The following is a 21,018-nucleotide window of genomic DNA, read 5'->3' as shown; positions in this document are numbered from 1 at the left end:
CGTCGCTGTTGGAAAAAATGATCTCCGGCGTCATGCCGTAGTCCGACGCCACCATCTGCCCCTGCCCGAAGTTGCTGCCCCCGCGCATCTCGCCCGACTGCATGATCGCCCGCTCGCGGTTCATCGCCCCCATGCCCGCCGCGCTGCGCTCCACCACCACGAAGCAGTTCGACTGCTGGATCAGGAGCCGCAGCAGGTTCGATGTCGGCGGCAGCCGGTACTCATTGCGCAGGATCGTGTACCAGCCCGCCTGCTGGTTCTCCACCAGCGACACCGTGCCCAGCGGCGACGCGCAGCGCTGCAGGTCGCTGCTCGCGTTGGCCGATGCCTCGCCGGCCGCCGCACCCGTGGCCACCGTCTTCGACTCCGCGCTGCCCATGCGCATGTTCGTGGTCTCGCAGCCCGCGAGCAGCAGCGCGGCGGCGCTGGCGGCGGCCAGCAGGGGCAGGTTCTTTCGGGACATCGGGAAACCTCTTCGGAATCAAGGAACGGCCCGCCGATGGGCAGGCCGCAGGGGTTGAGAGATGGGATGGCGGTCTTGGAATGCACGCCCTCCGGCGACGTGAAGGGCCCGCCGGCACACGGTGCCGGCAAGACCCTTCAGCCGGCCCGGATGATAGCGCCGCGCACCCACGCCCAACCGCCCGGCGGCGCCCCCCTTCCCGAAGGAGAAGAAGGAAGGCGCGCAGTGCCACAGGGGGTTGTCGTTTCATCTCATGGCATGCGATAGACCCAGACGAGCCGGCCGCCCCCGGAGGCGGCGCGCAGTTGCGCCACGGCCCGCTCGCCGGGCACGGGAAACTCCAGGCTCACCAGCCAGGCCCCCGGCGCCAGTTCGGCGCGGGCCTTGGCGTAGGCCCGCTCCATGCTCTCGGGGCGCTGGAAGAGGTACACGCACTGGTAGCCGCTCCAGTCGGCGCGCCAGATGTCGCCGCGCCGCACGCGCGCCCACGGGCAGCGCAGCGCGCACAGCCAGCGCAGCGGCCAGCTCCACTCCAGCCCTTCCAGGCGGGCCGAGGGGTAGGCGTCCCGCAGGGCCCGCAGCCCGTCCCCCAGGCCGCAGCCCGCGTCCAGCACGCGCGCCGAGGGCGGCAGCGGGGCCGCCCCGGCCAGGCCGCTCAATGCCCCGCGCGGCGTGGGAAAGAGCGGCGCATCCCGCCATGCCTGGAGCGGATACACCGCCAGCAGCAGCGCGCACGGCGCCAGCCAGGCCCATGCCGGCACGCTGGCGACCCCCGAGAGCGCGAACGAGAGCGGGAACCCCGCCGCGATCAGCCCGCGCCGCCACGCGGTGCCCCCCCGGACGCTGGCCACCACGCCCACGGCACTGGCCAGCAGCCACGCCACCACCGGCGCGGCGCCCAGCCCCGCGCGCAGCAGCCCGAAAACCAGCCATGCGGCGGCCCACGCGATCACGGCGGGCAGGGGCCAGGGCAGGACGGACATGGAGGCAGCGGGCAGGGCGGCAGGAGCCGGAGTGCCGCAGTGTAGAGGCGCCCTGCCGTGCCGCCGGCGCACGGCTCCTACAATCTTCCGACCCCGCCGCTTCCCGTGGCGGCCCCCCACCCGCCACTTCAACCACCGACCGCCAACGTCCACACGCCGAGTGCTTTCGCCTTTCGACACGCCCCCACCCGCCCCCGCCTCTTCCGAGCAGGACGTTCCCCTGGTCGTGGATCTCGACGGCACGCTGATCCTCACCGACATGCTGCACGAGTCCTCGCTGCAGCTCGCACGGACCGCGCCATGGCAGGTGCTGGCGCTGCCCCTGTGGCTGGCCCGGGGCAAGGCCGTGCTCAAGCGGCAGGTGGCCGAGCGGGTGCGCATGGACGCGGCGACGCTGCCCTACCACCCGCCCCTGGTGGCGTGGCTGCGCGAGCAGAAGGCGCGGGGGCGCCGCATCGTGCTGTGCACCGCCTCCGACCAGGCGCTCGCCGATGCCGTCGCGCGCCACCTGGGGTGCTTCGATCTGGTCATGGCCAGCGACGGCGCGCGCAATCTCGCGGGCACCGCCAAGGCCGAGGCGCTGGTGGAGCGGTTCGGCGAGCGCGGGTTCGACTACGCGGGCAACTCAAGGGCCGACCTGCCGGTGTGGCGCCGGGCCCGCGCCGCCATCGTGGTCAACGCGCCGGGCGCCGTGGAGCGGCAGGCCCGCGCGCATGGCAACGTCGAGCGCAGCTTTCCCGCGCCGCCGGCCGGGCTCTCCGCCTGGCGCAAGGCCCTGCGCCTGCACCAGTGGCTCAAGAACCTGCTGCTCTTCGTGCCGCTGCTGGCGGCGCACCGGCTGGCCGACGGCGCCGCGTGGGCGCAGCTCCTGCCGGCGTTCCTGGCCTTCGGGCTGTGCGCCTCCTCGGTGTACCTGGCCAACGACCTGCTGGACCTGGAGAGCGACCGCCAGCATCCCCGCAAGCGGCTGCGCCCCTTCGCCTCCGGCACGCTCGCGGCCTGGAAGGGGGTGGCGCTCGTGCCCCTGCTGGCCACGGCCAGCCTCGCGCTGGCCTGGCTCGCGGGGCCGGCCTTCCTCGGGTGGCTGGCGGCGTATTTCGCGATCACCTGGGCCTATTCGCTGGTGCTCAAGCGCTGGGCGCTGGTGGATTGCATCACCCTCGCGGTGCTCTACAGCCTGCGGCTGGTCGCGGGCGCGGCGGCCGTGGCGCAGCCGCTGTCGTTCTGGCTGCTCGCGTTCTCGGGCTTTTTGTTCCTGTCGCTGGCGTTCGTCAAGCGCTACGCGGAGCTGCTGGTGCAGCAGGCCGCGGGCAAGACGCAGGCGCACGGGCGCGGCTACCTCACCTCGGACGCGCCGGTGGTGCAGAGCCTGGGCGTGGCGGCCGGCTACACGGCGGTGGTGGTGCTCGCGCTCTACCTCAACAGCGACACCGTGCTGCTCATGTACCGCTCGCCCGGGCTGATCTGGGTCACGGTACCGGTGATGGCCTTCTGGGTGAGCTGGATGTGGCTGTGCGCGGCGCGCGGGAAGATGCACGACGACCCGCTGGTCTTCGCGTTCAAGGACCGGGCCAGCATCGCGGCGAGCGCGGTGTTCGGGCTGGCGCTGGCGCGCATGGAGCACCCTTGGTAGCGGTCCATGCCTGGGGGCGCCTGCAGGCCGCGGACCACGCGCTGCACCCGCTAGCCGACCACCCCCCCGCGCGGCTGCCGCTCGCGGCCGGCCAGCGGGGCCTCGCGCACGGCATGGGCCGCAGCTACGGCGACGTGTGCCTCAACCCCGGCGGCGTGCTCTGGACCACCGGGGCGCAGGACCGCTTCATCGCCTGGGACGAGTCCACCGGCGAGCTGACCTGCGAGGCGGGCGTGCTGCTGCGCGACATCCAGCGCACCTTCGTCCCGCGCGGCTGGATGCTGCCCGTGACGCCGGGCACCCAGTTCGCCACCGTGGGCGGCGCGATCGCCAACGACGTCCACGGCAAGAACCACCACGTGCACGGCAGCTTCGGCGACCACGTGAGCGCGCTGCGCCTGCTGCGCACCGACGGGCTGCTGGTGGGCTGCGGCCCCGATCTGCGCCCCGACTGGTTCGCGGCCACCGTGGGCGGCCTGGGCCTGACGGGCGTGGTGACGCAGGCCACCCTGCGGCTGCGGCGGGTGCCGGGCCCGTGGCTCGACACCGAGACCCTGCCCTACGAAAGCCTGGAGGAGTTCTTCGCGCTGGCGGACGCCTCCGAGGCCGGCTGGGAATACACGGTGTCGTGGATCGACTGCCTCTCGGGCGCCCATGCGCGGGGCATCTTCATGCGCGGCAACCACGCGCCCGGGCCCCTGGCCTCCCCGCCCCGCCCCCCCGCGCAGCGCAAGCGCTCCGTGCCCTTCACGCCGCCGTTCTCCCTGGTCAACCGCTGGAGCCTGCGGCCCTTCAACACCGCCTACTACCACCGGCACCGGCTCGGCGCGGGACGGCGGCCGCAACATTTCGAGCCCTTCTTCTACCCGCTGGACAACCTCCTGGAGTGGAACCGCATCTACGGCCGCCGGGGCTTCCACCAATACCAGTGCGTGGTGCCGCGCGACCAGGGCCCGCAGGCCGTGGCCGAACTGCTGCGGGAGATCCGCGCGTCGGGCCAGGGATCGTTCCTCGGCGTGCTCAAGACCTTCGGCGACCGCGCCGCGCCGGGCATGCTGAGCTTTCCGATGCCCGGCGTCACGCTGGCGCTGGACTTCCCCCACCGGGGCGAATCCACGCTGCGCCTTTTCGAGCGGCTGGACGCCGTGGTGGCCGCCGCCGCGGGGCGCCTCTACCCCGCCAAGGACGCGCGCATGCCGCGCGCGCTCTTCGAGGCCGGCTATCCGCGCCTGGACGAATTCCTGCCCTACCGCGACCCGCGCATCCGCTCGGCCCTGTCGCTGCGGCTGCTGGGCGACTGACGCCGGCGGCGGCGCCCCCACCCCATGGGCCGGCAGCGGCCCGCCATTTTTTTCCTCGCACGACATGCCCTCTTCTTCCCCATCCCATCCGCCGCGCACCATCGCCATCGTGGGCGCCACCTCGTCCATCGCCCAGCACTGCGCGCGCCTCTGGCTGGCGCGCGGCGGTGTGCAGCGGCTCGTGCTGGTGGGGCGCGATGCGGCCCGGCTGGAATCGGTGGCGGCCGACCTGCAGGTGCGCGCGCCGGCCACGCGCGTGGAGGCCTTCGCGGGCGACCTGGTCGATCCCGCGGCCATCGCGACCACCGTGCGCGACCTCTGCGCGGCGGGCACGCCGGACCTCGTGCTCATCGCGCACGGCAACCTGCCGGACCAGACGGCCTGCGAGGCGGACCTGGCGGCCGTGCGGCAGGCGCTGGAGGTGAACGGCGTCTCGCCCGTGCTCTGGGCCGAGACGTTCGCGGGCGCGCTGCGGGCCGGCGGCCACGGCCGCATCGGCATCATCGGCTCGGTGGCGGGCGACCGGGGCCGGCAGTCGAACTACGTGTATGGCGCCGCCAAGGGCCTCGTGGAGCGCTACGCGCAGGGGCTGCAGCACCGCCTGGCGGGTACCGGCGTGCGGGTGACGCTCGTCAAGCCCGGCCCCACGGACACGCCGATGACGGCGCACCTCAAGGCGCGCGGGGCGCGGCTCGCGAGCGCCGAGGAGGTGGCCGGCGCGATCGTGCGGGGCATGGACGCCGGCAGGTACGTGGTCTATGCCCCCGCGAAATGGGCGCTGATCATGCGCATCATCCGCAGCCTGCCGCGCTGGGTCTTCCACCGGATGAAGATATGACGGAGCGCCACGGCATGCCCGCGCCCGCAACCCCCTCCGATGCGCCCCCGCGCGCGCCCGCGGGCCGGGCGGGCCGCCTGCCGCTGGCGCTGCTGCTGGCGTTCACGGCCGTCTATGCGCTGCTCACCGCCGTGGCCGCCTGGCGCACCTACACGCCCGTGCCCGTGTGGGACATGTGGGGGGCGATCGACTTCTATGCCGATGCGCAGGCCGGCGTGGGCTGGCAGGCCTGGTGGCGGCTGTTCAACGAGCACCGGCTCGTGCTCGCCAAGACGCTGTTCTGGATGGAATACGCCTGGTTCGGCGGCCAGCAGGTGTTCCTTCTGGCCATGAACTACGTGCTGGTGGCCTGCGGCGTCGCCACGTTCCACGCGTTCCTGCGCGAGCGCCTGCCCGGTATGCCGCGCGGCCAGGCCGTCTTCGCCGTCACGCTGCTGGGCCTGTGGCTGTTCTCGTGGGTGCAGAAGGAGAACCTGTCCTGGGCCTTCCAGAGCCAGTTCTTCCTGGCGCAGTTGCTGCCCCTCGCGGGCTTCTACGCGCTCTACCGCGCCGCGCGCGGGCCCTCGGGGGGCTGGTTCGCGGCGGCGTGCGCGCTGGGCGTCCTCAGCGTGGGCACGATGATCAACGGCATCATGGCCCTGCCCATGATGGTGCTGTATGCCGCCGTGGCGCGCCTGGGCTGGCGCCGCGCGGCGGTGCTGGCGCTGCTGGCGGCTGGCGGCATCGCGGCCTACACGGCCGACTACGCCGCGCCACCCACCCACGGCAGCGTGCTGGCCAGCCTGCGCGGCGACCCGCTGGGCATGGTGCGCTACACGCTGCTCTACCTGGGCAGCCCCTTCCTGAACCTCGCGGGCCACCTGGAGCCCTCCTGGATGGGCGTCGGCCAGGCCTTCGGCCTGCTCTTCGTGGCGCTGGCGGTGGCGGCGCTGGTGCCGGCGCTGCGCGATCCCCGCGCGCACCGGCTGGAACTGGCGCTGCTGACCTTCGTGGCCTACATCGGCGGCATCGCCTTCGCCACGGCCGGCGGCCGCATGCAGTTCGGGCTGGAGAACGCGGTGTCGAGCCGCTACACCACGCCCACGCTCATGGCCTGGGCCGCGCTCGCCATCCTCCACGGCCCCTGGCTGGCGGGGCTGCGCGGCGCGGCGCGCGCACTGCGCAACGCGCTGCTCGTGCTGCTGCTGGCGCTGATGATCGGGGTGCAGAACAACGACATCCGGCGCAACGACCTCGGCCACATGCGCATGACCGGCGCGCTGGCGCTGGAGATGGGCGTGCGCGACGGGCGCCGCATCGGCCTGCTGATCTGGGACCCGGACCTCGGCACGCGCCTGACGCGCAAGGCCACGGAGATGGGCTTCGGCGTGTTCGGCACGCCCGCGCTCGCCCAGGCCGCGCAGGCCCTGGGCACGCCGGCCCCGGCCCTGCCCGCCCGCTGCCACGGCTTCGTGGACACGGTGGAGTCCCTGCCCGGCGAGCCGCGCTTCCTGCGCGTGCACGGCGCGCTGCTGCCCGAGGGCGCGGCCCGGGGCATCGACGCGGTGCGGCTCGTGGCGGCGGACGGCACGGTGGCCGGCTACGGCCTGCCCGACCGCTGGCGCAAGCGCACGCCGCCCCCGCCCGCCGAGGGCCCCACGGCGCGCTACCTCATGTTCACAGCCTACCTGCGGGTGCCGGACTCCGCCGGCCCGGCCCCCTCCACGGTCACGCTGCAGGCGCCCGGCACGGACTGCGCGGTGGCCCTGCGGCTGCCGGCACCCGTGCCCGAGCCCACGCACTGAAGCGGGCCCTCCCCGTCGTCTCGACAGATGCACCCCTCCTCCATGAAGCATTCCACCAAGATCGTCCTGCCCGGCGGGGCCGGCCTCGTCGGCCAGAACCTCGTCGCGCACCTCAAGCTCCATGGCTACGCCAACCTCGTGGTGCTCGACAAGCACACTGCCAACCTGGACATCCTGCGCCGCATGCACCCGGACATCGTGGCCGAGCACGCCGACCTGGCCGAGCCCGGCGACTGGGAGCGCCACTTCGAGGGCGCCGACGCCGTGGTCATGCTGCAGGCGCAGATCGGCGCGCCCCAGGCCGAGCCCTTCGTGCGCAACAACCTCACCTCGACCGAACGCATCCTGGCGCTGATAAAGCGCCACGCCATCCCGCACACGGTGCACATCAGCTCCTCGGTGGTCGAATCGGTGGCCCAGGACCACTACACCGACACCAAGCGCGCGCAGGAGCAGATGGTGCTGGCCAGCGGCATCCCCTGCGTGGTGCTGCGGCCCACGCTGATGTTCGGCTGGTTCGACCGCAAGCACCTGGGCTGGCTCTCGCGCTTCATGCGCAAGGTGCCGGTGTTCCCGATCCCGGGCAGCGGCCGCTACATGCGCCAGCCGCTCTACGCGGCCGACTTCTGCCGCATCATCGTGCGCTGCATCGAGGAGCGCCGCGTGGGCGGCATCTTCAACATCACGGGGCTGGAGAAGGTGGACTACATCGACATCATCCGCACCATCAAGGCCGCCACGGGCGCGAAGGCGGCCATCGTGAAGATCCCCTGCGGCCTCTTCTCCCTGCTGCTCAAGACCTGGGCGCTCTTCGACCGCGACCCGCCCTTCACCGCCGACCAGCTCAAGGCCCTGGTGGCGCACGACGAGTTCGAGGTGATCGACTGGCCCGGCATCTTCGGCGTGCGCGCCACGCCCTTCGCCGAGGCCATCCACGAAACCTTCCACCACCCGGAGTACAGCCGCGTGGTGCTGGAGTTCTGATGAGCGCACCTTCCGCCAACACCCCTGCCGCCGCGCCGAGCCAGCGCATCGCCGTGCTCGGTGCCGGCCCCATGGGCCTGGCCGTGGCCTACCAGCTCGCGCGCGACGGCCACCGGCCGGTGGTCTTCGAGGCCGACGACTGCGTGGGCGGCATGACCGCGATGTTCGACTTCGACGGCCTGCCGATCGAGCGCTACTACCACTTCCACTGCACATCGGACCATGACTTCCTGAAGGTGCTGGACGAACTGGGCCTGGCCGGCAAGATGCACTGGCGCGCCACGCGCATGGGCTACTGGTACCAAAAACGCCTGCAGGCCTGGGGCAACCCGGTGGCGCTGCTGCGCTTCCAGGGCCTGGGGCTGGTGGCCAAGTTCCGCTACGGCCTGCACGCCTTCCTCTCCACCCAGCGCGACGACTGGAAGCCGCTCGACGGCGTGGAGGCCACGGGCTGGATCCGCCGCTGGGTGGGCGCCGAGGCCTACGAGGTGCTCTGGCGGCGCCTGTTCGACTACAAGTTCTACGAGCATGCGGGCAACCTCTCGGCCGCCTGGATCTGGAGCCGCATCCGCCGCATCGGCCGCTCGCGCTACAGCCTCATGCAGGAAAAGCTCGGCCACCTGGACGGCGGCTCCGCCACGCTGCTGGACGGCATGGCCGCCGACATCCGCGCGCACGGCGGCGAGATCCGCCTCGGAACGCCCGTGACCCGGGTGCGCATGGAGGCGGGCCGCGTGCAGGGCGTAGAGACCGCTCAGGGCTTCGAGGCCTTCGACAAGGTGGTGAGCACCGTGCCCCTGCCCTATGTGCCGCGCCTCATGCCCGATCTGCCGCAGGACGTGCTCGCGCGCTTCGCGGCGCTGAAGAACATCGCCGTGGTCTGCGTGATCGCCAAGCTGCGCAAGCCGCTCTCCGACAACTTCTGGCTCAACGTGAACGACCCGGACATGGACATCCCGGGCCTCGTCGAATACAGCAACCTGCGCCCGCTGCCCGAATCCATCGTCTACGTGCCGTTCTATATGCCCGGCGAGCACCCCAAGTACGCCGAGCCCGACCAGGTGTTCCTGGACAAGGTGCGCCGCTACCTGCGCACCATCAACCCCGCGCTGCAGGACGGCGACTTCCTCGCGATGCGCGCGAGCCGCTACCACCACGCGCAGCCGATCTGCCCGCCCAACTACCTGGAGGGCTTGCCGCCCGTGCGGCTGCCCGTGCAGGGCCTGTGGGTGGCCGACACCTCGTACTACTACCCCGAGGACCGCGGCATCTCCGAGAGCATCGGCTTCGGCCGCCGCATGGCGCGCGACGCGGCCAGCGCCCGCGTGGACGGACCGCAGCCGTGATCGCCGCCTTCCGCTCGCGGCAGTTCCTGGCCTTCCTCGTCACGGGTGGCGTGGCGGCGCTCGCCAACTTCGGCTCGCGCATCGCGTTCAGCCACTGGATGCCGTTCTCGGCCGCGGTGGTGGCGGCCTACGGCGTGGGCATGTGCACGGCCTTCGTGCTGGCGCGCGCCTTCGTGTTCAAGGCGAGCACGCAGCCCGCGCACAAGTCGGCAATGTTCTTCGTGCTGGTGAACCTGCTGGCCGTGGCGCAGACCTGGGCCGTGAGCATCGCTGTGCTGCGCTGGGTGCTGCCCGCGCTCGGCGTCACGGCCTTCGCGCCCGAGATCGCGCACGCCGTGGGCGTGGTGGTGCCGGTGTTCACAAGCTACCTGGGCCACAAGCGCTGGTCCTTCGCCGAGAAGCCCGGGCAGCCCGGCGCCCCCGGCTGACCGCGCGGCCATGACCCCGCGCGCCGCCGTCGCCGCCGCCCTGGCCTGCACGGCCGCCTACGTGGCGGCGCTGGTGTGGGCCGACGCGCACAACCAGGTCTTCGCCCAGCTCCCGCGCGTGGCCGCCTGGGTGCCCGGCATGGCGGCCTTCTCCTTCGCCTCGTACGGCCTGCGCTACGCACGCTGGCAGTGGCTGCTGCGCCGCGCGGGGCACCGCGTGCCGGGCATGGCGGGGTTCGCGGGCTACCTGGCGGGCTTCGCGTTCACGGCCACGCCGGGCAAGGTGGGCGAGCTGGTGCGCGCGCGGTACTTCGCGCGCTGGGGCGTGCCGGCCGCGCGCACGCTCTCGGCCTTCGTCTATGAGCGCGCTTTCGACCTGCTCGCGGTGGCGCTGCTCGCGGCGCTCGCCATTCCGTCGCTGCGGCTCTTCGGCATCGTGCTGGGCTTCGTGGCGGCGCTGATCGGCGCCGTCGCGGTGGTGGCCGCGCGGCCCGGGTGGCTGCTGCGGCTGGCCGCGCGCCTGCGCCGCTCGGGCTGGCGGCGCGTGGCGCGCGCGGGCCGCACGCTGGCGCGGGGCCTCGCGGGCTGCCGGCTCTGGCTCACGCCGCGCGACATGGCGGTTTCGTTCGCGCTCGGGCTGACGGCCTGGACGGCCATCGCCGCAGCCTTCGCGTGGCTGCTGCAGGGCCTGGGCACCGCGCTACCGCTGGGCGCGGCGCTCTCCACCTACCCCACGGCCATGCTGGCCGGCGCGGCCTCGATGCTGCCCGCGGGCATCGGCACCACCGAGGCCACCCTCATCGCGCTGCTGGCCCTGCATGCCGTGCCGCTGGGCACCGCAGCGCTCGCCGCCGTGGGCGTGCGCTTCGCCACGATGTGGTTCGCCGTGGCCTGCGGCTTCGGCGCCATGGCCTGGCTGGAGCGCACGGGCCGCGCGTGCGGCACTGCGGGCAGAACGCGCTAGAACGCCCTGCAAGACCTTCGGGCCCCGCCGGGCACCCCAGGGCCTCAGCCTTCCCCGCGCAGGCGCTCGATGAGGCCGTTGAGGGCCTCCAGCGAGCCGAACTGGATCGCCACCTCGCCCACCTCCTCGGTGCGGCCGCCGCGCTTCACGCGCTTTTTCACGCGCACCTCCACCTCGGCCATGAGCAGGTCGGAGAGTTCTTCCTCCACGCGCTTGAGGTCGCGCGACTTGGCGTCCTTGCGGGGCTTCTGCGGCGTGAGGCTGAACTCGGCGCCGATCTTCTTCACCAGCCCCTCGGCCTCGCGCACCGAGAGCTTGCGCGCCGCGATCTGGTTGCCCGCCGTGATCTGCGCGGCGCGGTCCAGCGACAGCAGCGCGCGCGCGTGGCCCATGTCGATGTCGCCCGCCATCAGCATGGTCTGCACGGGCTCGGCCAGGTTCAGCAGGCGCAGCAGGTTGCTGGCCGCGCTGCGCGAGCGGCCCACGGCCTGCGCGGCCTGCTCGTGCGTGAGGCCGAATTCCTTCACCAGCCGCGCGAGGCCCTGGGCCTCTTCGAGCGGGTTCAGGTCCTCGCGCTGGATGTTCTCGATGAGCGCCATCGCCGCGGCGGACTCGTCGGGCACGTCGCGCACCAGCACCGGCACCTCGGCCAGCCCGGCGATGCGCGCGGCCCGGAAGCGCCGCTCGCCCGCGATGATCTCGTAGCGGCCCGCGTTCTCGCCCTGCGCCAGCCGGCGCACGAGGATGGGCTGCATGATGCCCTGGGCCTTGATGCTCTCGGCCAGCTCGTAGAGCGCGCCCTCGTCCATGCGGGTGCGCGGCTGGTAGATGCCGGGCACCATGTCGTCGAGCAGCAGGGTGGCGGGCGCGCCGCTGGCCGAGGCACCGGCCGCGCCGGCGTCCGGCGTGGCCGCCTCCGTGACCTTGGGGCCCAGCAGTGCTTCGAGGCCGCGTCCGAGGCCCTTGGGTTTTTTGGTGACCATGGGAGCTTTCCGTCAGTCTTTCGTCTTCATCATGTCCTGGAGCAGCGCATGCCCCTCGGGCCAGTCGCCCAGCCCCGATTCGGCATTCAGGTGCCCGCGCGCGCCGGCATCCACGAAGCGCGCGCCCCAGGCGTCGGCCAGGGCCTGCGCGCGCTCCAGGCGGCAATAGAGATCGTCCTGGCTGCCGAACAGCACGGACGGGAACGGCAGGGCCTGCCGCGCGATGGGCGTCCAGCCGGGCAACTGCGCGGCGATGTCGGGCTGCTCGACGTCGCCCGGCGCCACCAGCAGCGCGCCGCGCACCTTGTGGGCGTGGCGCGTGTGCGCCGCCCACCACGCCGTGAGGATGCAGCCCAGGCTGTGGGCCGCGAGCAGCACGGGGCCGTCGGCGTCGCCCACCACCTCCTCCAGCCGCGCGGACCAGTCGCCGCGCAGCGGGCGCATCCAGTCGTGCTGCTCCACGCGCCGGTAGCCGTGCAGGCGCTCCCAGCGGCTTTGCCAGTGGTCGGGGCCGGAGTTCTGCCAGCCCGGCAGGATGAGCACGTTTTCAGGCTTCATGCTATTGAATCAGTAGCAAACTATGTAGAAAAACCATCGACATGGAGGCACTTTGGCATCCAACCGGGCCATAGAGGCGCCCAGAACGTGTTCACATGCGCTTGACGCGCTTGACCATCTCGCGGGCGAAGTCCACGAAGGCTTGGCTGCCCTTGGCGCCGGGGTCGAACACCACGCCCGGCAGGCCGTAGCTCGGGGCCTCGGCCAGGCGCACGTTGCGTGGGATCACGGTGTCGAACACCTTGTCGCCGAAGTGGTCCTTGAGCTGCTCGCTCACCTGGCTCTGCAGGGTGATGCGCGGGTCGAACATGACGCGCAGCAGGCCGATGATCTGCAGGTCCTTGTTGAGGTTGGCGTGCACCTGCTTGATGGTGTTGACGAGGTCGGTGAGGCCTTCGAGCGCGAAGTACTCGCACTGCATGGGCACGATCACGCCGTGCGCGCTGCACAGCCCGTTGAGCGTGAGCATCGAGAGGCTGGGCGGGCAGTCGATGAGGATGAAGTCGAAATCCTTGTCCACCGCCGCGAGCGCGCTCTTCAGGCGGCGCTCGCGCTGCTCCAGCGCCACCAGCTCCACCTCGGCGCCGGCCAGTTCGCGGTTGGCGCCCAGCACGCGATAGCCGCACGGCTCCGACAGCACGGCCGCCTCCTGCACGGACGCGGATTCGAGCAGCACGTCGTAGATGGTGAGCTCCAGCGCGCGCTTGTCCACGCCCGAGCCCATGGTGGCGTTGCCCTGCGGATCGAGGTCCACCAGCAGCACGCGCTGGCCCACCTTGGCGAGCCCGGCGGCGAGGTTGACGGAGGTGGTCGTCTTGCCGACGCCGCCTTTCTGGTTGGCAATGCAGAAGATCTTGGCCATGGAAGAGGAGAGGAAAACCAGAAAAAACGGTGGAGAGGGGAGCCCCGCGTTACCGGGACACGGCCAGCTTGATGCCGAACCCGATCAGGAACATGCCCGCGAGCTTCTCCAGCGCCCGCGCGATGGCCGGCCGCGCCCGCATGCGCTCGGCCATGCGGTGCGTGAGCAGCACCACGGTCAGGCCGTAGAGGAAAGTGAGCGCCGCGATGGTGGCGGCCATCACGCCGAAGGTGAGCAGGCCGCGGTGGCGGGCCGGATCGACGAAGAGCGGGAAGAAGGCCATGTAGAACACGATGGCCTTGGGGTTGAGCACGGTAATGAGCGCGGCCTGCCGGAAATACTGGCGCGGCTGGATGGCAAGCACCGGCGCCGAGCCGGGCCGGGCCGGGCGAAAAGCATCCGGGCACCCATCCAGGCCAGATAGGCGGCCAGCAGCGCGGCCACGCCGGCCACCGCCATCCACAGCAGCACCTGGTCGCCCGCGATCAAGCCCAGCGTGGCGGCCAGCCCGGCGCGCACGCCGCCCTTGCCCGTGGAGGTGACGAGCGCCAGGTTGCCCGGACCGGGAATGACCAGGAACAACACGATGGCGGCGACGAAGGCGCCATAGTCCGCAATGCCAAACATCCGCACCCCCCGAAAAATGGAGCCGCGAGTTTAAGCCAGCGGTCCGCCGGCAGATACCCCGGCGCCGTCGCGCGGGCGCATCCAGACGATGCAGCGCTCGGCATCCAGCCCCGGCACCGCCAGAGGTTCCACGTGAAACACATCCACCGAGGCCGGCAGCGCGGCGATCTCGTCGGCGGGGTGCCGGCCCTTCATGGCCAGCCACGTGCCGCCCGGGGCGATGGCCGACTGCGACCACGCGACGAAGTCCGGCAGCGACGCGAAGGCACGGCAGCTCACCACGTCGAACGGCCCCGCCAGGGTCTCCACCCGCGCATGGATGCCGTGCAGGTTGCCCAGCCGCAGCGAAGCCGCCGCCTGCTGGATGAATGCCGCCTTCTTGGCCACCGTGTCCACGCAGTGCACCTGCAACTCCGGGCAGCAGATGGCGAAGACCACGCCCGGCAGGCCGCCACCGGAGCCCACGTCCAGCAGCCTGGGGGCCGCCGCGGCGCCCCGCCCGGCCAGATGCCGCCGCAGCGGCGCGACGGCCGCGAGGCTGTCGAGCAGGTGGTGGGTGAGCATCTCGTGCGGGTCGCGCACGGCCGTGAGGTTGTAGACCTTGTTCCACTTCTGCAGCAGGGCCAGGAAGTCGAGCAGTTGCGCGTGCTGCGCCTCGGTGAGCTGCAGGCCCAGGGCCGCGGCACCATCGCGCAACGGCCCGGCCAGCGATGTGGCCAGCGATGTGGCCAGCGTGGCGGCCATCGGCACGGCGGCCGTCATGCCGCCACCTCCGCCCCGGGCTGGGCGGAGAACCCCCGGAAGCCCCCCTTCTTCAGGTGCACCAGCAGCAGCGATACCGCCGCCGGCGTCACGCCGGAGATGCGCGAGGCCTGCCCCAGTGTCTCGGGGCGGTGCTTCTGCAGCTTCTGTCGCACCTCGATCGAGAGCGCGGCCACCTGCATGTAGTCCAGCTCCGGGGGCAGCCGCAGGTTCTCGTAGTGCGCGGCGCGCTGCACCTCGTCCTTCTGCCGGTCGATGTAGCCGGCGTACTTGGCGGCGATCTCCACCTGCTCGATCACGGGCTCGCTCAGGTCGGCCAGCGTTTCACGTGAAACATCGGCCGAGGCGTACTTGCCGCCATCCATGCCCATGAGGGCTCCATAGGACACATCGGGCCGGCGCAGCAGGTCGAAGAGGTTGTATTCGTGCTCGATGGCCTTGCCCAGCACGCGCGCCGATTCCTCGGCCGGCAGGATGCGCGGGTTCACCCAGGTGGCCTTCAGGCGCTCGGTTTCGCGCGCCACGGCATCGCGCTTGCGGCTGAAGGCATCCCAGCGGGCATCGTCCACGAGGCCCAGGCGGCGGCCCGCTTCGGTCAGGCGCATGTCGGCGTTGTCCTCGCGCAGTTGCAGGCGGAACTCGGCGCGGCTCGTGAACATGCGGTAGGGCTCGGTCACGCCCTTGGTGATGAGGTCGTCCACCAGCACGCCCAGGTAGGCCTCGCCCCGGCCCGGCAGCCAGGGCGCGTCGCCCCGGCACTGCAGGGCCGCGTTGAGGCCCGCGAACAGGCCCTGCGCCGCCGCCTCCTCGTAGCCCGTGGTGCCGTTGATCTGGCCCGCGAAGAACAGGCCCTGGATCTGCCGCGTCTCGAAGCTGCTCTTGAGCGAGCGCGGGTCGAAGTAGTCGTATTCGATGGCGTAGCCGGGGCGCAGGATGTGCGCGTTCTCCAGCCCCTTCATGCTGCGCACGAGGTCGTACTGCACGTCGAACGGCAGGCTGGTGGAGATGCCGTTCGGGTAGAACTCGTGCGTGGTCAGCCCCTCGGGCTCCAGGAAGATCTGGTGGCTGTCCTTGTCGGCGAAGCGGTTGATCTTGTCTTCCACGCTCGGGCAGTAGCGCGGGCCCACGCCCTCGATCTTGCCGGTGAACATGGGGCTGCGGTCGAAGCCCGAGCGGATGATCTCGTGCGTGCGCTCGTTGGTGTGCGTGATCCAGCACGGCACCTGCCGCGGGTGCATGGCCGTGCTGCCCATGAAGCTGAACACCGGCACCGCGCCCTCGTTCACACCGCCGGGCATGCCGTCGCCGGGCTGCGCCTCGCACTGGCTGAAGTCGATGCTGCGGCCGTCGATGCGCGGCGGCGTGCCGGTCTTCAGGCGCCCCTGGGGCAGCTGCAGCTCCTTCAGGCGCGCCGACAGGCTCGCGGCCGGCGGATCGCCCGCGCGGCCCGCGGCGTAGTTGTTCAGGCCGACGTGGATCTTGCCGTCCAGGAAGGTGCCCGCCGTGAGCACCACCGTGCGCGAGCGGAAGCGGATGCCCACCTGCGTGACCGCGCCCACCACGCGGTCGCCCTCCACCATCAGGTCGTCCACGGCCTGCTGGAAGAGCCAGAGGTTGGGCTGGTTCTCCAGCATGCGGCGGATCGCGGCCTTGTAGAGGATGCGGTCGGCCTGCGCGCGCGTGGCCCGCACGGCCGGCCCCTTGGAGCTGTTGAGGATGCGGAACTGGATGCCACCCTCGTCCGTGGCCAGCGCCATCGCGCCGCCCAGCGCGTCCACCTCCTTCACGAGGTGGCCCTTGCCGATGCCGCCAATGCTGGGGTTGCAGCTCATCTGTCCCAGCGTCTCGATGTTGTGGGTGAGCAGCAGCGTTTTGCTCCCCATGCGGGCAGCGGCCAAGGCGGCTTCGGTGCCGGCATGGCCTCCGCCGACGACGATCACATCAAATTCCTGGGGGTACAACATGCAAATGGCTCCGGACCTCGAACGAGGGAGCGGCCCGAAAAGGACACGAAGGGCGCATGCCGGGCCGCCGGCAGGCGCCGTGCCCGCGCCATCGAGGCGCGGGCGGGGGATTGGGGGAAGCCGGCGATTTTCCCACTTCGGCCCCGGGCGCGCCACATCCGCGCCCATCGCCCCTGCCGCGCACCGGCCCACCTGCCCTTCGGCCGCCGTTGTTTCACGTGAAACCATGGCTTGCAGGAATCCTGCCCACGGGCTGTGTTGCAATCGGCGCCATGCCAAAACTCCTCGTCTTCGCGGGCAGCACCCGCCAGCAATCCTTCAACCGCCGCCTCGCCCGCGCCACGGCCGAGATCGCCCGCGAGGCGGGTGCGGACGCCACGCTCCTGGAGCTGTCGGACTTCGACATCCCCCTCTACAACGCCGACCTGGAGGCCCGGGGCACGCCCGCCGACGTGGTGCGGCTGAAGGAAGTCCTGCACGCCCACCCTGCCTGGATCGTCTGCTCGCCCGAGTACAACGGCAGCTACACCGCCCTGCTCAAGAACACCCTCGACTGGGCCTCCAGCCCCGTGGCCGGCCACCCGCAGTGGAGCGACGGCACCCTGCCCTTCCGCGGCAAGGTGGTGGGCATGCTGAGCGCCTCGCCCGGCGCGCTGGGCGGCCTGCGCTCGCAAAGCCACCTCGCGCCCCTGCTGGTCAACCTGGAATGCTGGTTGGCCCCCAAGGCCTTCGCGCTGGGCCATGCCGGCAGCGCCTTCGACGCCCAGGGCGCGCTGGCGGATGCCACGCACCGCGAGCGCGTGCGGGCGGTGGTGGACCAGGTGCTCTGGGCCGGCCAGCGCCTGGGCGCCTGAGACCGATCCGCATGGCCCTGGAATGCCGCGCCGGGTGCGGCGCCTGCTGCATCGCTCCCTCCATCAGCAGCCCCATCCCCGGCATGCCCGGGGGCAAGCCGGCGGGCGTGCCCTGCGTGCAGCTCGACGCAGAGCTGCGCTGCAAGGTCTTCGGCGCGCCCGGGCGGCCGGCGGTCTGCGGATCGCTCCAGCCCGGCGCGGCGATGTGCGGCACGACGCGGGAGCACGCCATGGCCTGGCTCGGCCGGCTGGAAGCCCTCACGGCGCCGGGCGTGGGCGCACTGCCGGACTGACGCCGGCCTCCGGTGCCGGGACGGATTCCTCGCGCCGTACAGGCCCTAGACTGGACATCCCTCATCGACCGGAGCCTCCATGTCACGCGAAACGGAATTCCAGGCCATCGCCCAGGAACTGGGCTACGACTTCAACGGAGAGATCAAGATCGGCGGCCACTACACGCCCGCGGTGCGCCATGGCAGCGAGGTGTATGTGAGCGGGCAGATCCCCCGCGTGGGCAATGAAGTGGTCGTGACGGGCCGGGCCGGTGGCGACGTGCCGCTGGCCGAGGCGCAGCGCGCCGCCCGCATCTGCGCCATGCGGGCGCTCGCGCTGCTGCGGCAGACGCTGGGCTCGCTGGACCGCGTCACGCAGCTGCTGCGCATCACGGTCTACGTGCGCTCCGCCGAGGGCTTCACCCAGCAGAGCGAGGTGGCGGACGGCGCATCGGACGTGCTCCTGCGAGTGCTGCAGGAGGCCGGCACGCACACGCGCACCTCGGTGGGCGTGCTGGAGCTGCCCAAGGGCGCCACCGTCGAGGTGGACCTGATCGCCAGCGCCGGGTGAACGGCCCGCGCAGGCACCGCCACCCATTCCGCACGGCAGCACGAAACCGCGGTTCGCTATAGGATTTAGGGCTTGTCCAATTGCCTTCAGAAACCAGACCATGAAGCTTTACTACAGTCCCGGTGCCTGCTCGCTCTCCCCCCACATCGCCCTGCACGAGGCCGGCCTGGCCTACACACCAGTGCTCGCCAGCACCAAGAGCCACAAGCTGCAGGACGGCACCGACTACTACACGATCAACCCGCTGGGCTACGTGCCGCTGCTGGAACTCGATGACGGCACGCGCCTGCGCGAGGGCCCGGCCATCGTGCAATACATCGCCGACCAGGCCCCGCACAAGAACCTCGCGCCCGCCAACGGCACGCTCGCACGCTACCGCCTGCAGGAGTGGCTGAACTTCATCAGCACCGAGCTGCACAAGGGCTTCAGCCCCCTCTTCAACCCCGCCACGCCCGACGCCTACAAGGCCATCGCGCGCGAAAAGCTGCTCTCGCGCCTGCAATGGGTGGACGAACAGCTCGCCAGCCGGGACTGGCTGCTGGGCGAGCATTTCAGCGTGGCCGACGGCTACCTGTTCACCGTCTGCGGCTGGGGCAAGCACGTGGGCGTGGATCTCTCGCACCTCAAGAACCTGACGGCCTACACGGAGCGCATCGCCGCCCGCCCGGCCGTGCAGGCGGCCCTCAAGGCCGAGGGCCTGCTGAAGTAAAAGGCAGGGCGGCAGGGGCGGCGCGCGGCGCCCTTCCCCGCACCGCATGGGGCGCCCTCCGGGGCGCTTTTTTACGGGCGGGCGACAGGCCGGGCCGCCTACCACGGGAGGGCTTTACCTGTCTTGCGTGCGCACACTGCAGGGCGGCGCGATTGGCGGTAAGGTGCCGGCTCCCTTGTTGTTGAACGACTGCCCCAGGAGAACCATGCCCTCCCTGTTCGATCCCCTCCAGGCCGGCGACCTCGCGCTGGCCAACCGCATCGCGATGGCGCCCCTCACCCGCAACCGCGCGCCCGATGCCATTCCCCAGGACATCACCGCCACCTACTACGCGCAGCGCGCCAGCGCCGGGCTGCTCATCTCCGAGGCCACCGCCATCAGCCACCAGGGCCAGGGCTATGCCGACGTGCCGGGCCTCTACGGCACCGAGCAGCTCGACGGCTGGAAGAAGGTGACGGCCGCCGTCCACGCACGCGGCGGCAAGATCGTGACGCAGCTCTGGCACGTGGGCCGCATCTCGCACAACGACCTGCAGCCGGAAGGCGGCGCGCCCGTGGCGCCCTCGGCCGTCACCGCCCAGTCCAAGACCTATCTGGTGGACCGCGCCACCGGCGAGGGCCGCTTCGTGCCCACCTCGGCCCCGCGCGCGCTCGCGCTCGAAGAGCTGCCGGGCATCGTGCACGACTACGCCGCCGCCGCGCGCAATGCCGTGCGCACGGCCGGCTTCGACGGCGTGGAGGTCCATGGCGCCAACGGCTACCTGCTCGACCAGTTCCTCAAGACCGGCGCCAACCAGCGCACCGACGACTACGGCGGCGGCATCCCGAACCGCGCCCGCCTGCTGCTGGAGGCCACGCGCGCCGTGGTGGACGCCATCGGCGGCGGCAAGGTGGGCATCCGCCTCTCGCCCGTCACGCCGGCCAACGACATCGTGGACGCCCATCCGCAGCCGCTCTTCGACTACGTGGTCCGCCAGCTCGCCCCCCTGGGCCTGGCCTACGTCCACATCATCGAGGGCGCCACCGGCGGCCCGCGCGAGGTGGACAGCCGCCCCTTCGACTACGCCGCCCTCAAGGCCGCCTACCGCGCGGCCGGCGGCCAGGGCGCCTGGATGGTCAACAACGGCTACGACGCCCGGCTGGCCGCGCAGGCGGTGGAAAGCGGCGCGGCCGACATCGTGGCCTTCGGCCGGCCCTTCATCTCCAACCCCGACCTGGTGGAGCGCCTGCGCACGGGCGCGCCTCTCAACGCCTGGGACTCCAAGACCTTCTACGGCGGCGGCGAGCAAGGCTACATCGACTACCCGGCGCTGGCCTGACCGCCCCGCCGGGGCGCGCGCCCTGCACCAGCCCCGGGGGCCCGTGCGTGGCCCCTGGGCCGTGGAGGGAAGGGTTTTTCAAGCCTTTTTGCCTCCATGTCGCCGTATCTGCTGCATGATCAGCTATCAAAAACATAGTGACCGAGACCATGATCACCTGCACCCTGCGCTACGTCATCGACCCCTACAAGCTGGCTGAATTCGAGCACTACGGCCGGATCTGGATTCCGCTGGTGGAGAAATTCGGCGGCCGGCACCACGGCTACTTCCTGCCCTCGGAAGGCGCCAACAACATCGCGCTGGCGATGTTCACCTTCCCCTCGTTCGCCGCCTACGAAACCTACCGCCAGCAGTCGATGCAGGACGCCGAATGCCTCGCGGCCTTCCGCTACGCGGAGGAGACGCGCTGCATCCTGAGCTACGAACGCAGTTTCTTCCGGCCGGTGTTCGGGCCGGCGGCCGACTGAGGACGTGTCCACGATCTAAGAACGTGTTCACGATCTCCCAGGGGTCGCGCAGTGGCGTGTGCGGGAGGGGATGCAAGGCGCGGTGCGCCGCCCATAGCCCGGCTATGGGCTAGCGCCGCAACGCCGCAGACCGCCCGCACACGCCACTGCCCGAAGGGTTGGAGCGAAATCGGGCGATTGAACGCCCCGGCTGCTTGCATGGGCACGAGCCCATGCGGCGCATCCGAGGCATCCACTCATCCCGATTGCGCTCCAACGCGACCCCTGCGAGATCGTGAACACGTTCTAAGAGCGTGTTTACGATCTCCCCCGACAATCCTGGGGTGAAAAGAAAGCCATACCCAAGC

The 21,018-nt window shown here is 71.5% G+C and carries 20 protein-coding genes and 2 pseudogenes; 14 read left to right on the top strand and 8 right to left on the bottom strand.

The features are described 5' to 3' along the window. A pseudogene (locus AX018_RS22625) lies at nucleotides 1–463 on the bottom strand (peptidoglycan-binding protein); the annotation flags it as partial. A gap of 251 nt (nucleotides 464–714) precedes the next feature. Next, a complete protein-coding gene (locus AX018_RS22620; RefSeq protein WP_111882186.1) occupies nucleotides 715–1,446 on the bottom strand; it encodes a class I SAM-dependent methyltransferase in 732 nt (243 codons plus the stop codon). A 160-nt stretch (nucleotides 1,447–1,606) separates the two neighbouring features. Between AX018_RS22620 and AX018_RS22615 the strand changes: the two genes are divergently transcribed. From AX018_RS22615 to AX018_RS22580, 8 genes are all read left to right on the top strand, one after another. Further along, on the top strand, nucleotides 1,607–3,079 hold the full coding sequence (locus tag AX018_RS22615; protein ID WP_111882183.1) for a UbiA family prenyltransferase: 1,473 nt from the start codon (nucleotides 1,607–1,609) through the stop codon (nucleotides 3,077–3,079). After that, a complete protein-coding gene (locus AX018_RS22610; protein WP_111882181.1) occupies nucleotides 3,073–4,380 on the top strand; it encodes an FAD-binding oxidoreductase in 1,308 nt (435 codons plus the stop codon). Before AX018_RS22615 ends, AX018_RS22610 begins: the two co-directional genes overlap by 7 nt. 64 nt (nucleotides 4,381–4,444) lie before the next feature. Beyond that, nucleotides 4,445–5,218 (top strand): SDR family NAD(P)-dependent oxidoreductase, encoded by a 774-nt coding sequence (locus AX018_RS22605; RefSeq protein ID WP_111882178.1) that lies wholly within the window; start codon nucleotides 4,445–4,447, stop codon nucleotides 5,216–5,218. A 14-nt stretch (nucleotides 5,219–5,232) separates the two neighbouring features. Continuing rightward, complete coding sequence (locus AX018_RS22600) at nucleotides 5,233–7,002, top strand: hypothetical protein (RefSeq protein ID WP_111882194.1); 1,770 nt, start codon at nucleotides 5,233–5,235, stop codon at nucleotides 7,000–7,002. Between the two features lie 42 nt (nucleotides 7,003–7,044). Then, the gene (locus AX018_RS22595; protein WP_111882176.1) at nucleotides 7,045–7,986 is read left to right on the top strand and encodes an NAD-dependent epimerase/dehydratase family protein; all 942 of its coding nucleotides are present in this window, start codon (nucleotides 7,045–7,047) and stop codon (nucleotides 7,984–7,986) included. Next, nucleotides 7,986–9,332: an NAD(P)/FAD-dependent oxidoreductase gene (locus AX018_RS22590; RefSeq protein ID WP_111882173.1), complete on the top strand. Its 1,347-nt coding sequence runs from the start codon at nucleotides 7,986–7,988 to the stop codon at nucleotides 9,330–9,332. The genes AX018_RS22595 and AX018_RS22590 overlap by 1 nt, the downstream gene beginning before the upstream one ends. Further along, nucleotides 9,329–9,760, top strand: coding sequence for a GtrA family protein (locus tag AX018_RS22585; protein ID WP_111882170.1), 432 nt, complete (start codon nucleotides 9,329–9,331; stop codon nucleotides 9,758–9,760). The genes AX018_RS22590 and AX018_RS22585 overlap by 4 nt, the downstream gene beginning before the upstream one ends. Before the next feature lie 10 nt (nucleotides 9,761–9,770). Further along, complete coding sequence (locus AX018_RS22580; RefSeq protein ID WP_111882167.1) at nucleotides 9,771–10,724, top strand: lysylphosphatidylglycerol synthase transmembrane domain-containing protein; 954 nt, start codon at nucleotides 9,771–9,773, stop codon at nucleotides 10,722–10,724. Between the two features lie 44 nt (nucleotides 10,725–10,768). On the opposite strand, the gene AX018_RS22575 is transcribed toward AX018_RS22580, so the two are convergent. The 6 genes and pseudogenes from AX018_RS22575 to mnmG form a co-directional block, all read right to left on the bottom strand. Further along, nucleotides 10,769–11,707: a ParB/RepB/Spo0J family partition protein gene (locus AX018_RS22575; protein WP_111882164.1), complete on the bottom strand. Its 939-nt coding sequence runs from the start codon at nucleotides 11,705–11,707 to the stop codon at nucleotides 10,769–10,771. 12 nt (nucleotides 11,708–11,719) lie between these two features. Then, on the bottom strand, nucleotides 11,720–12,265 hold the full coding sequence (locus AX018_RS22570) for an RBBP9/YdeN family alpha/beta hydrolase (RefSeq protein ID WP_111882162.1): 546 nt from the start codon (nucleotides 12,263–12,265) through the stop codon (nucleotides 11,720–11,722). Nucleotides 12,266–12,356: 91 nt separating this feature from the next. Then, on the bottom strand, nucleotides 12,357–13,127 hold the full coding sequence (locus tag AX018_RS22565) for a ParA family protein (protein WP_111882159.1): 771 nt from the start codon (nucleotides 13,125–13,127) through the stop codon (nucleotides 12,357–12,359). A 49-nt stretch (nucleotides 13,128–13,176) separates the two neighbouring features. Beyond that, nucleotides 13,177–13,754, bottom strand: a pseudogene (locus AX018_RS22560) (LysE family translocator). A 30-nt stretch (nucleotides 13,755–13,784) separates the two neighbouring features. Then, nucleotides 13,785–14,498, bottom strand: a complete 714-nt coding sequence (gene rsmG, locus AX018_RS22555) for a 16S rRNA (guanine(527)-N(7))-methyltransferase RsmG (RefSeq protein ID WP_111882191.1) — start codon at nucleotides 14,496–14,498, stop codon at nucleotides 13,785–13,787. Between the two features lie 14 nt (nucleotides 14,499–14,512). Continuing rightward, the gene (mnmG, locus tag AX018_RS22550; protein ID WP_111882156.1) at nucleotides 14,513–16,480 is read right to left on the bottom strand and encodes a tRNA uridine-5-carboxymethylaminomethyl(34) synthesis enzyme MnmG; all 1,968 of its coding nucleotides are present in this window, start codon (nucleotides 16,478–16,480) and stop codon (nucleotides 14,513–14,515) included. Nucleotides 16,481–16,752: 272 nt separating this feature from the next. Between mnmG and AX018_RS22545 the strand changes: the two genes are divergently transcribed. The 6 genes from AX018_RS22545 (at nucleotide 16,753) to AX018_RS22520 (ending at nucleotide 20,671) form a co-directional block, all read left to right on the top strand. After that, nucleotides 16,753–17,334: an NADPH-dependent FMN reductase gene (locus AX018_RS22545; RefSeq protein ID WP_111882153.1), complete on the top strand. Its 582-nt coding sequence runs from the start codon at nucleotides 16,753–16,755 to the stop codon at nucleotides 17,332–17,334. An 11-nt stretch (nucleotides 17,335–17,345) separates the two neighbouring features. Further along, nucleotides 17,346–17,627, top strand: coding sequence for a YkgJ family cysteine cluster protein (locus AX018_RS22540; RefSeq protein ID WP_111882150.1), 282 nt, complete (start codon nucleotides 17,346–17,348; stop codon nucleotides 17,625–17,627). Nucleotides 17,628–17,706: 79 nt separating this feature from the next. Further along, a complete protein-coding gene (locus tag AX018_RS22535; RefSeq protein ID WP_111882147.1) occupies nucleotides 17,707–18,177 on the top strand; it encodes a RidA family protein in 471 nt (156 codons plus the stop codon). 100 nt (nucleotides 18,178–18,277) lie between these two features. Next, nucleotides 18,278–18,886 (top strand): glutathione transferase GstA, encoded by a 609-nt coding sequence (gstA, locus tag AX018_RS22530; protein ID WP_111882145.1) that lies wholly within the window; start codon nucleotides 18,278–18,280, stop codon nucleotides 18,884–18,886. 205 nt (nucleotides 18,887–19,091) lie between these two features. Then, nucleotides 19,092–20,204: an alkene reductase gene (locus tag AX018_RS22525; protein WP_111882142.1), complete on the top strand. Its 1,113-nt coding sequence runs from the start codon at nucleotides 19,092–19,094 to the stop codon at nucleotides 20,202–20,204. A 149-nt stretch (nucleotides 20,205–20,353) separates the two neighbouring features. Further along, nucleotides 20,354–20,671 (top strand): NIPSNAP family protein, encoded by a 318-nt coding sequence (locus AX018_RS22520; protein WP_111882188.1) that lies wholly within the window; start codon nucleotides 20,354–20,356, stop codon nucleotides 20,669–20,671. Nucleotides 20,672–21,018: the final 347 nt, after the last annotated feature.

Origin of the sequence: Paracidovorax anthurii (assembly GCF_003269065.1) — a bacterium.
Lineage (GTDB): Bacteria > Pseudomonadota > Gammaproteobacteria > Burkholderiales > Burkholderiaceae_C > Paracidovorax > Paracidovorax anthurii.
Note: the sequence above shows the minus strand (reverse complement) of the source record. Positions and strands in the feature narration are given on the sequence as shown.

Excerpts from the sequence above, each read along its gene's own strand:
- AX018_RS22620 (WP_111882186.1), bottom strand. The coding sequence starts at position 1,446 with ATGTCCGTCCTGCCCTGGCCCCTGCCCGCCGTGATCGCGTGGGCCGCC.
- AX018_RS22605 (WP_111882178.1), top strand. The coding sequence starts at position 4,445 with ATGCCCTCTTCTTCCCCATCCCATCCGCCGCGCACCATCGCCATCGTG.
- AX018_RS22600 (WP_111882194.1), top strand. The coding sequence starts at position 5,233 with ATGCCCGCGCCCGCAACCCCCTCCGATGCGCCCCCGCGCGCGCCCGCG.
- AX018_RS22595 (WP_111882176.1), top strand. The coding sequence starts at position 7,045 with ATGAAGCATTCCACCAAGATCGTCCTGCCCGGCGGGGCCGGCCTCGTC.
- AX018_RS22590 (WP_111882173.1), top strand. The coding sequence starts at position 7,986 with ATGAGCGCACCTTCCGCCAACACCCCTGCCGCCGCGCCGAGCCAGCGC.
- AX018_RS22580 (WP_111882167.1), top strand. The coding sequence starts at position 9,771 with ATGACCCCGCGCGCCGCCGTCGCCGCCGCCCTGGCCTGCACGGCCGCC.
- AX018_RS22575 (WP_111882164.1), bottom strand. The coding sequence starts at position 11,707 with ATGGTCACCAAAAAACCCAAGGGCCTCGGACGCGGCCTCGAAGCACTG.
- AX018_RS22570 (WP_111882162.1), bottom strand. The coding sequence starts at position 12,265 with ATGAAGCCTGAAAACGTGCTCATCCTGCCGGGCTGGCAGAACTCCGGC.
- AX018_RS22565 (WP_111882159.1), bottom strand. The coding sequence starts at position 13,127 with ATGGCCAAGATCTTCTGCATTGCCAACCAGAAAGGCGGCGTCGGCAAG.
- rsmG (WP_111882191.1), bottom strand. The coding sequence starts at position 14,498 with ATGGCCGCCACGCTGGCCACATCGCTGGCCACATCGCTGGCCGGGCCG.
- mnmG (WP_111882156.1), bottom strand. The coding sequence starts at position 16,480 with ATGTTGTACCCCCAGGAATTTGATGTGATCGTCGTCGGCGGAGGCCAT.
- AX018_RS22545 (WP_111882153.1), top strand. The coding sequence starts at position 16,753 with ATGCCAAAACTCCTCGTCTTCGCGGGCAGCACCCGCCAGCAATCCTTC.
- AX018_RS22540 (WP_111882150.1), top strand. The coding sequence starts at position 17,346 with ATGGCCCTGGAATGCCGCGCCGGGTGCGGCGCCTGCTGCATCGCTCCC.
- AX018_RS22535 (WP_111882147.1), top strand. The coding sequence starts at position 17,707 with ATGTCACGCGAAACGGAATTCCAGGCCATCGCCCAGGAACTGGGCTAC.
- gstA (WP_111882145.1), top strand. The coding sequence starts at position 18,278 with ATGAAGCTTTACTACAGTCCCGGTGCCTGCTCGCTCTCCCCCCACATC.
- AX018_RS22525 (WP_111882142.1), top strand. The coding sequence starts at position 19,092 with ATGCCCTCCCTGTTCGATCCCCTCCAGGCCGGCGACCTCGCGCTGGCC.
- AX018_RS22520 (WP_111882188.1), top strand. The coding sequence starts at position 20,354 with ATGATCACCTGCACCCTGCGCTACGTCATCGACCCCTACAAGCTGGCT.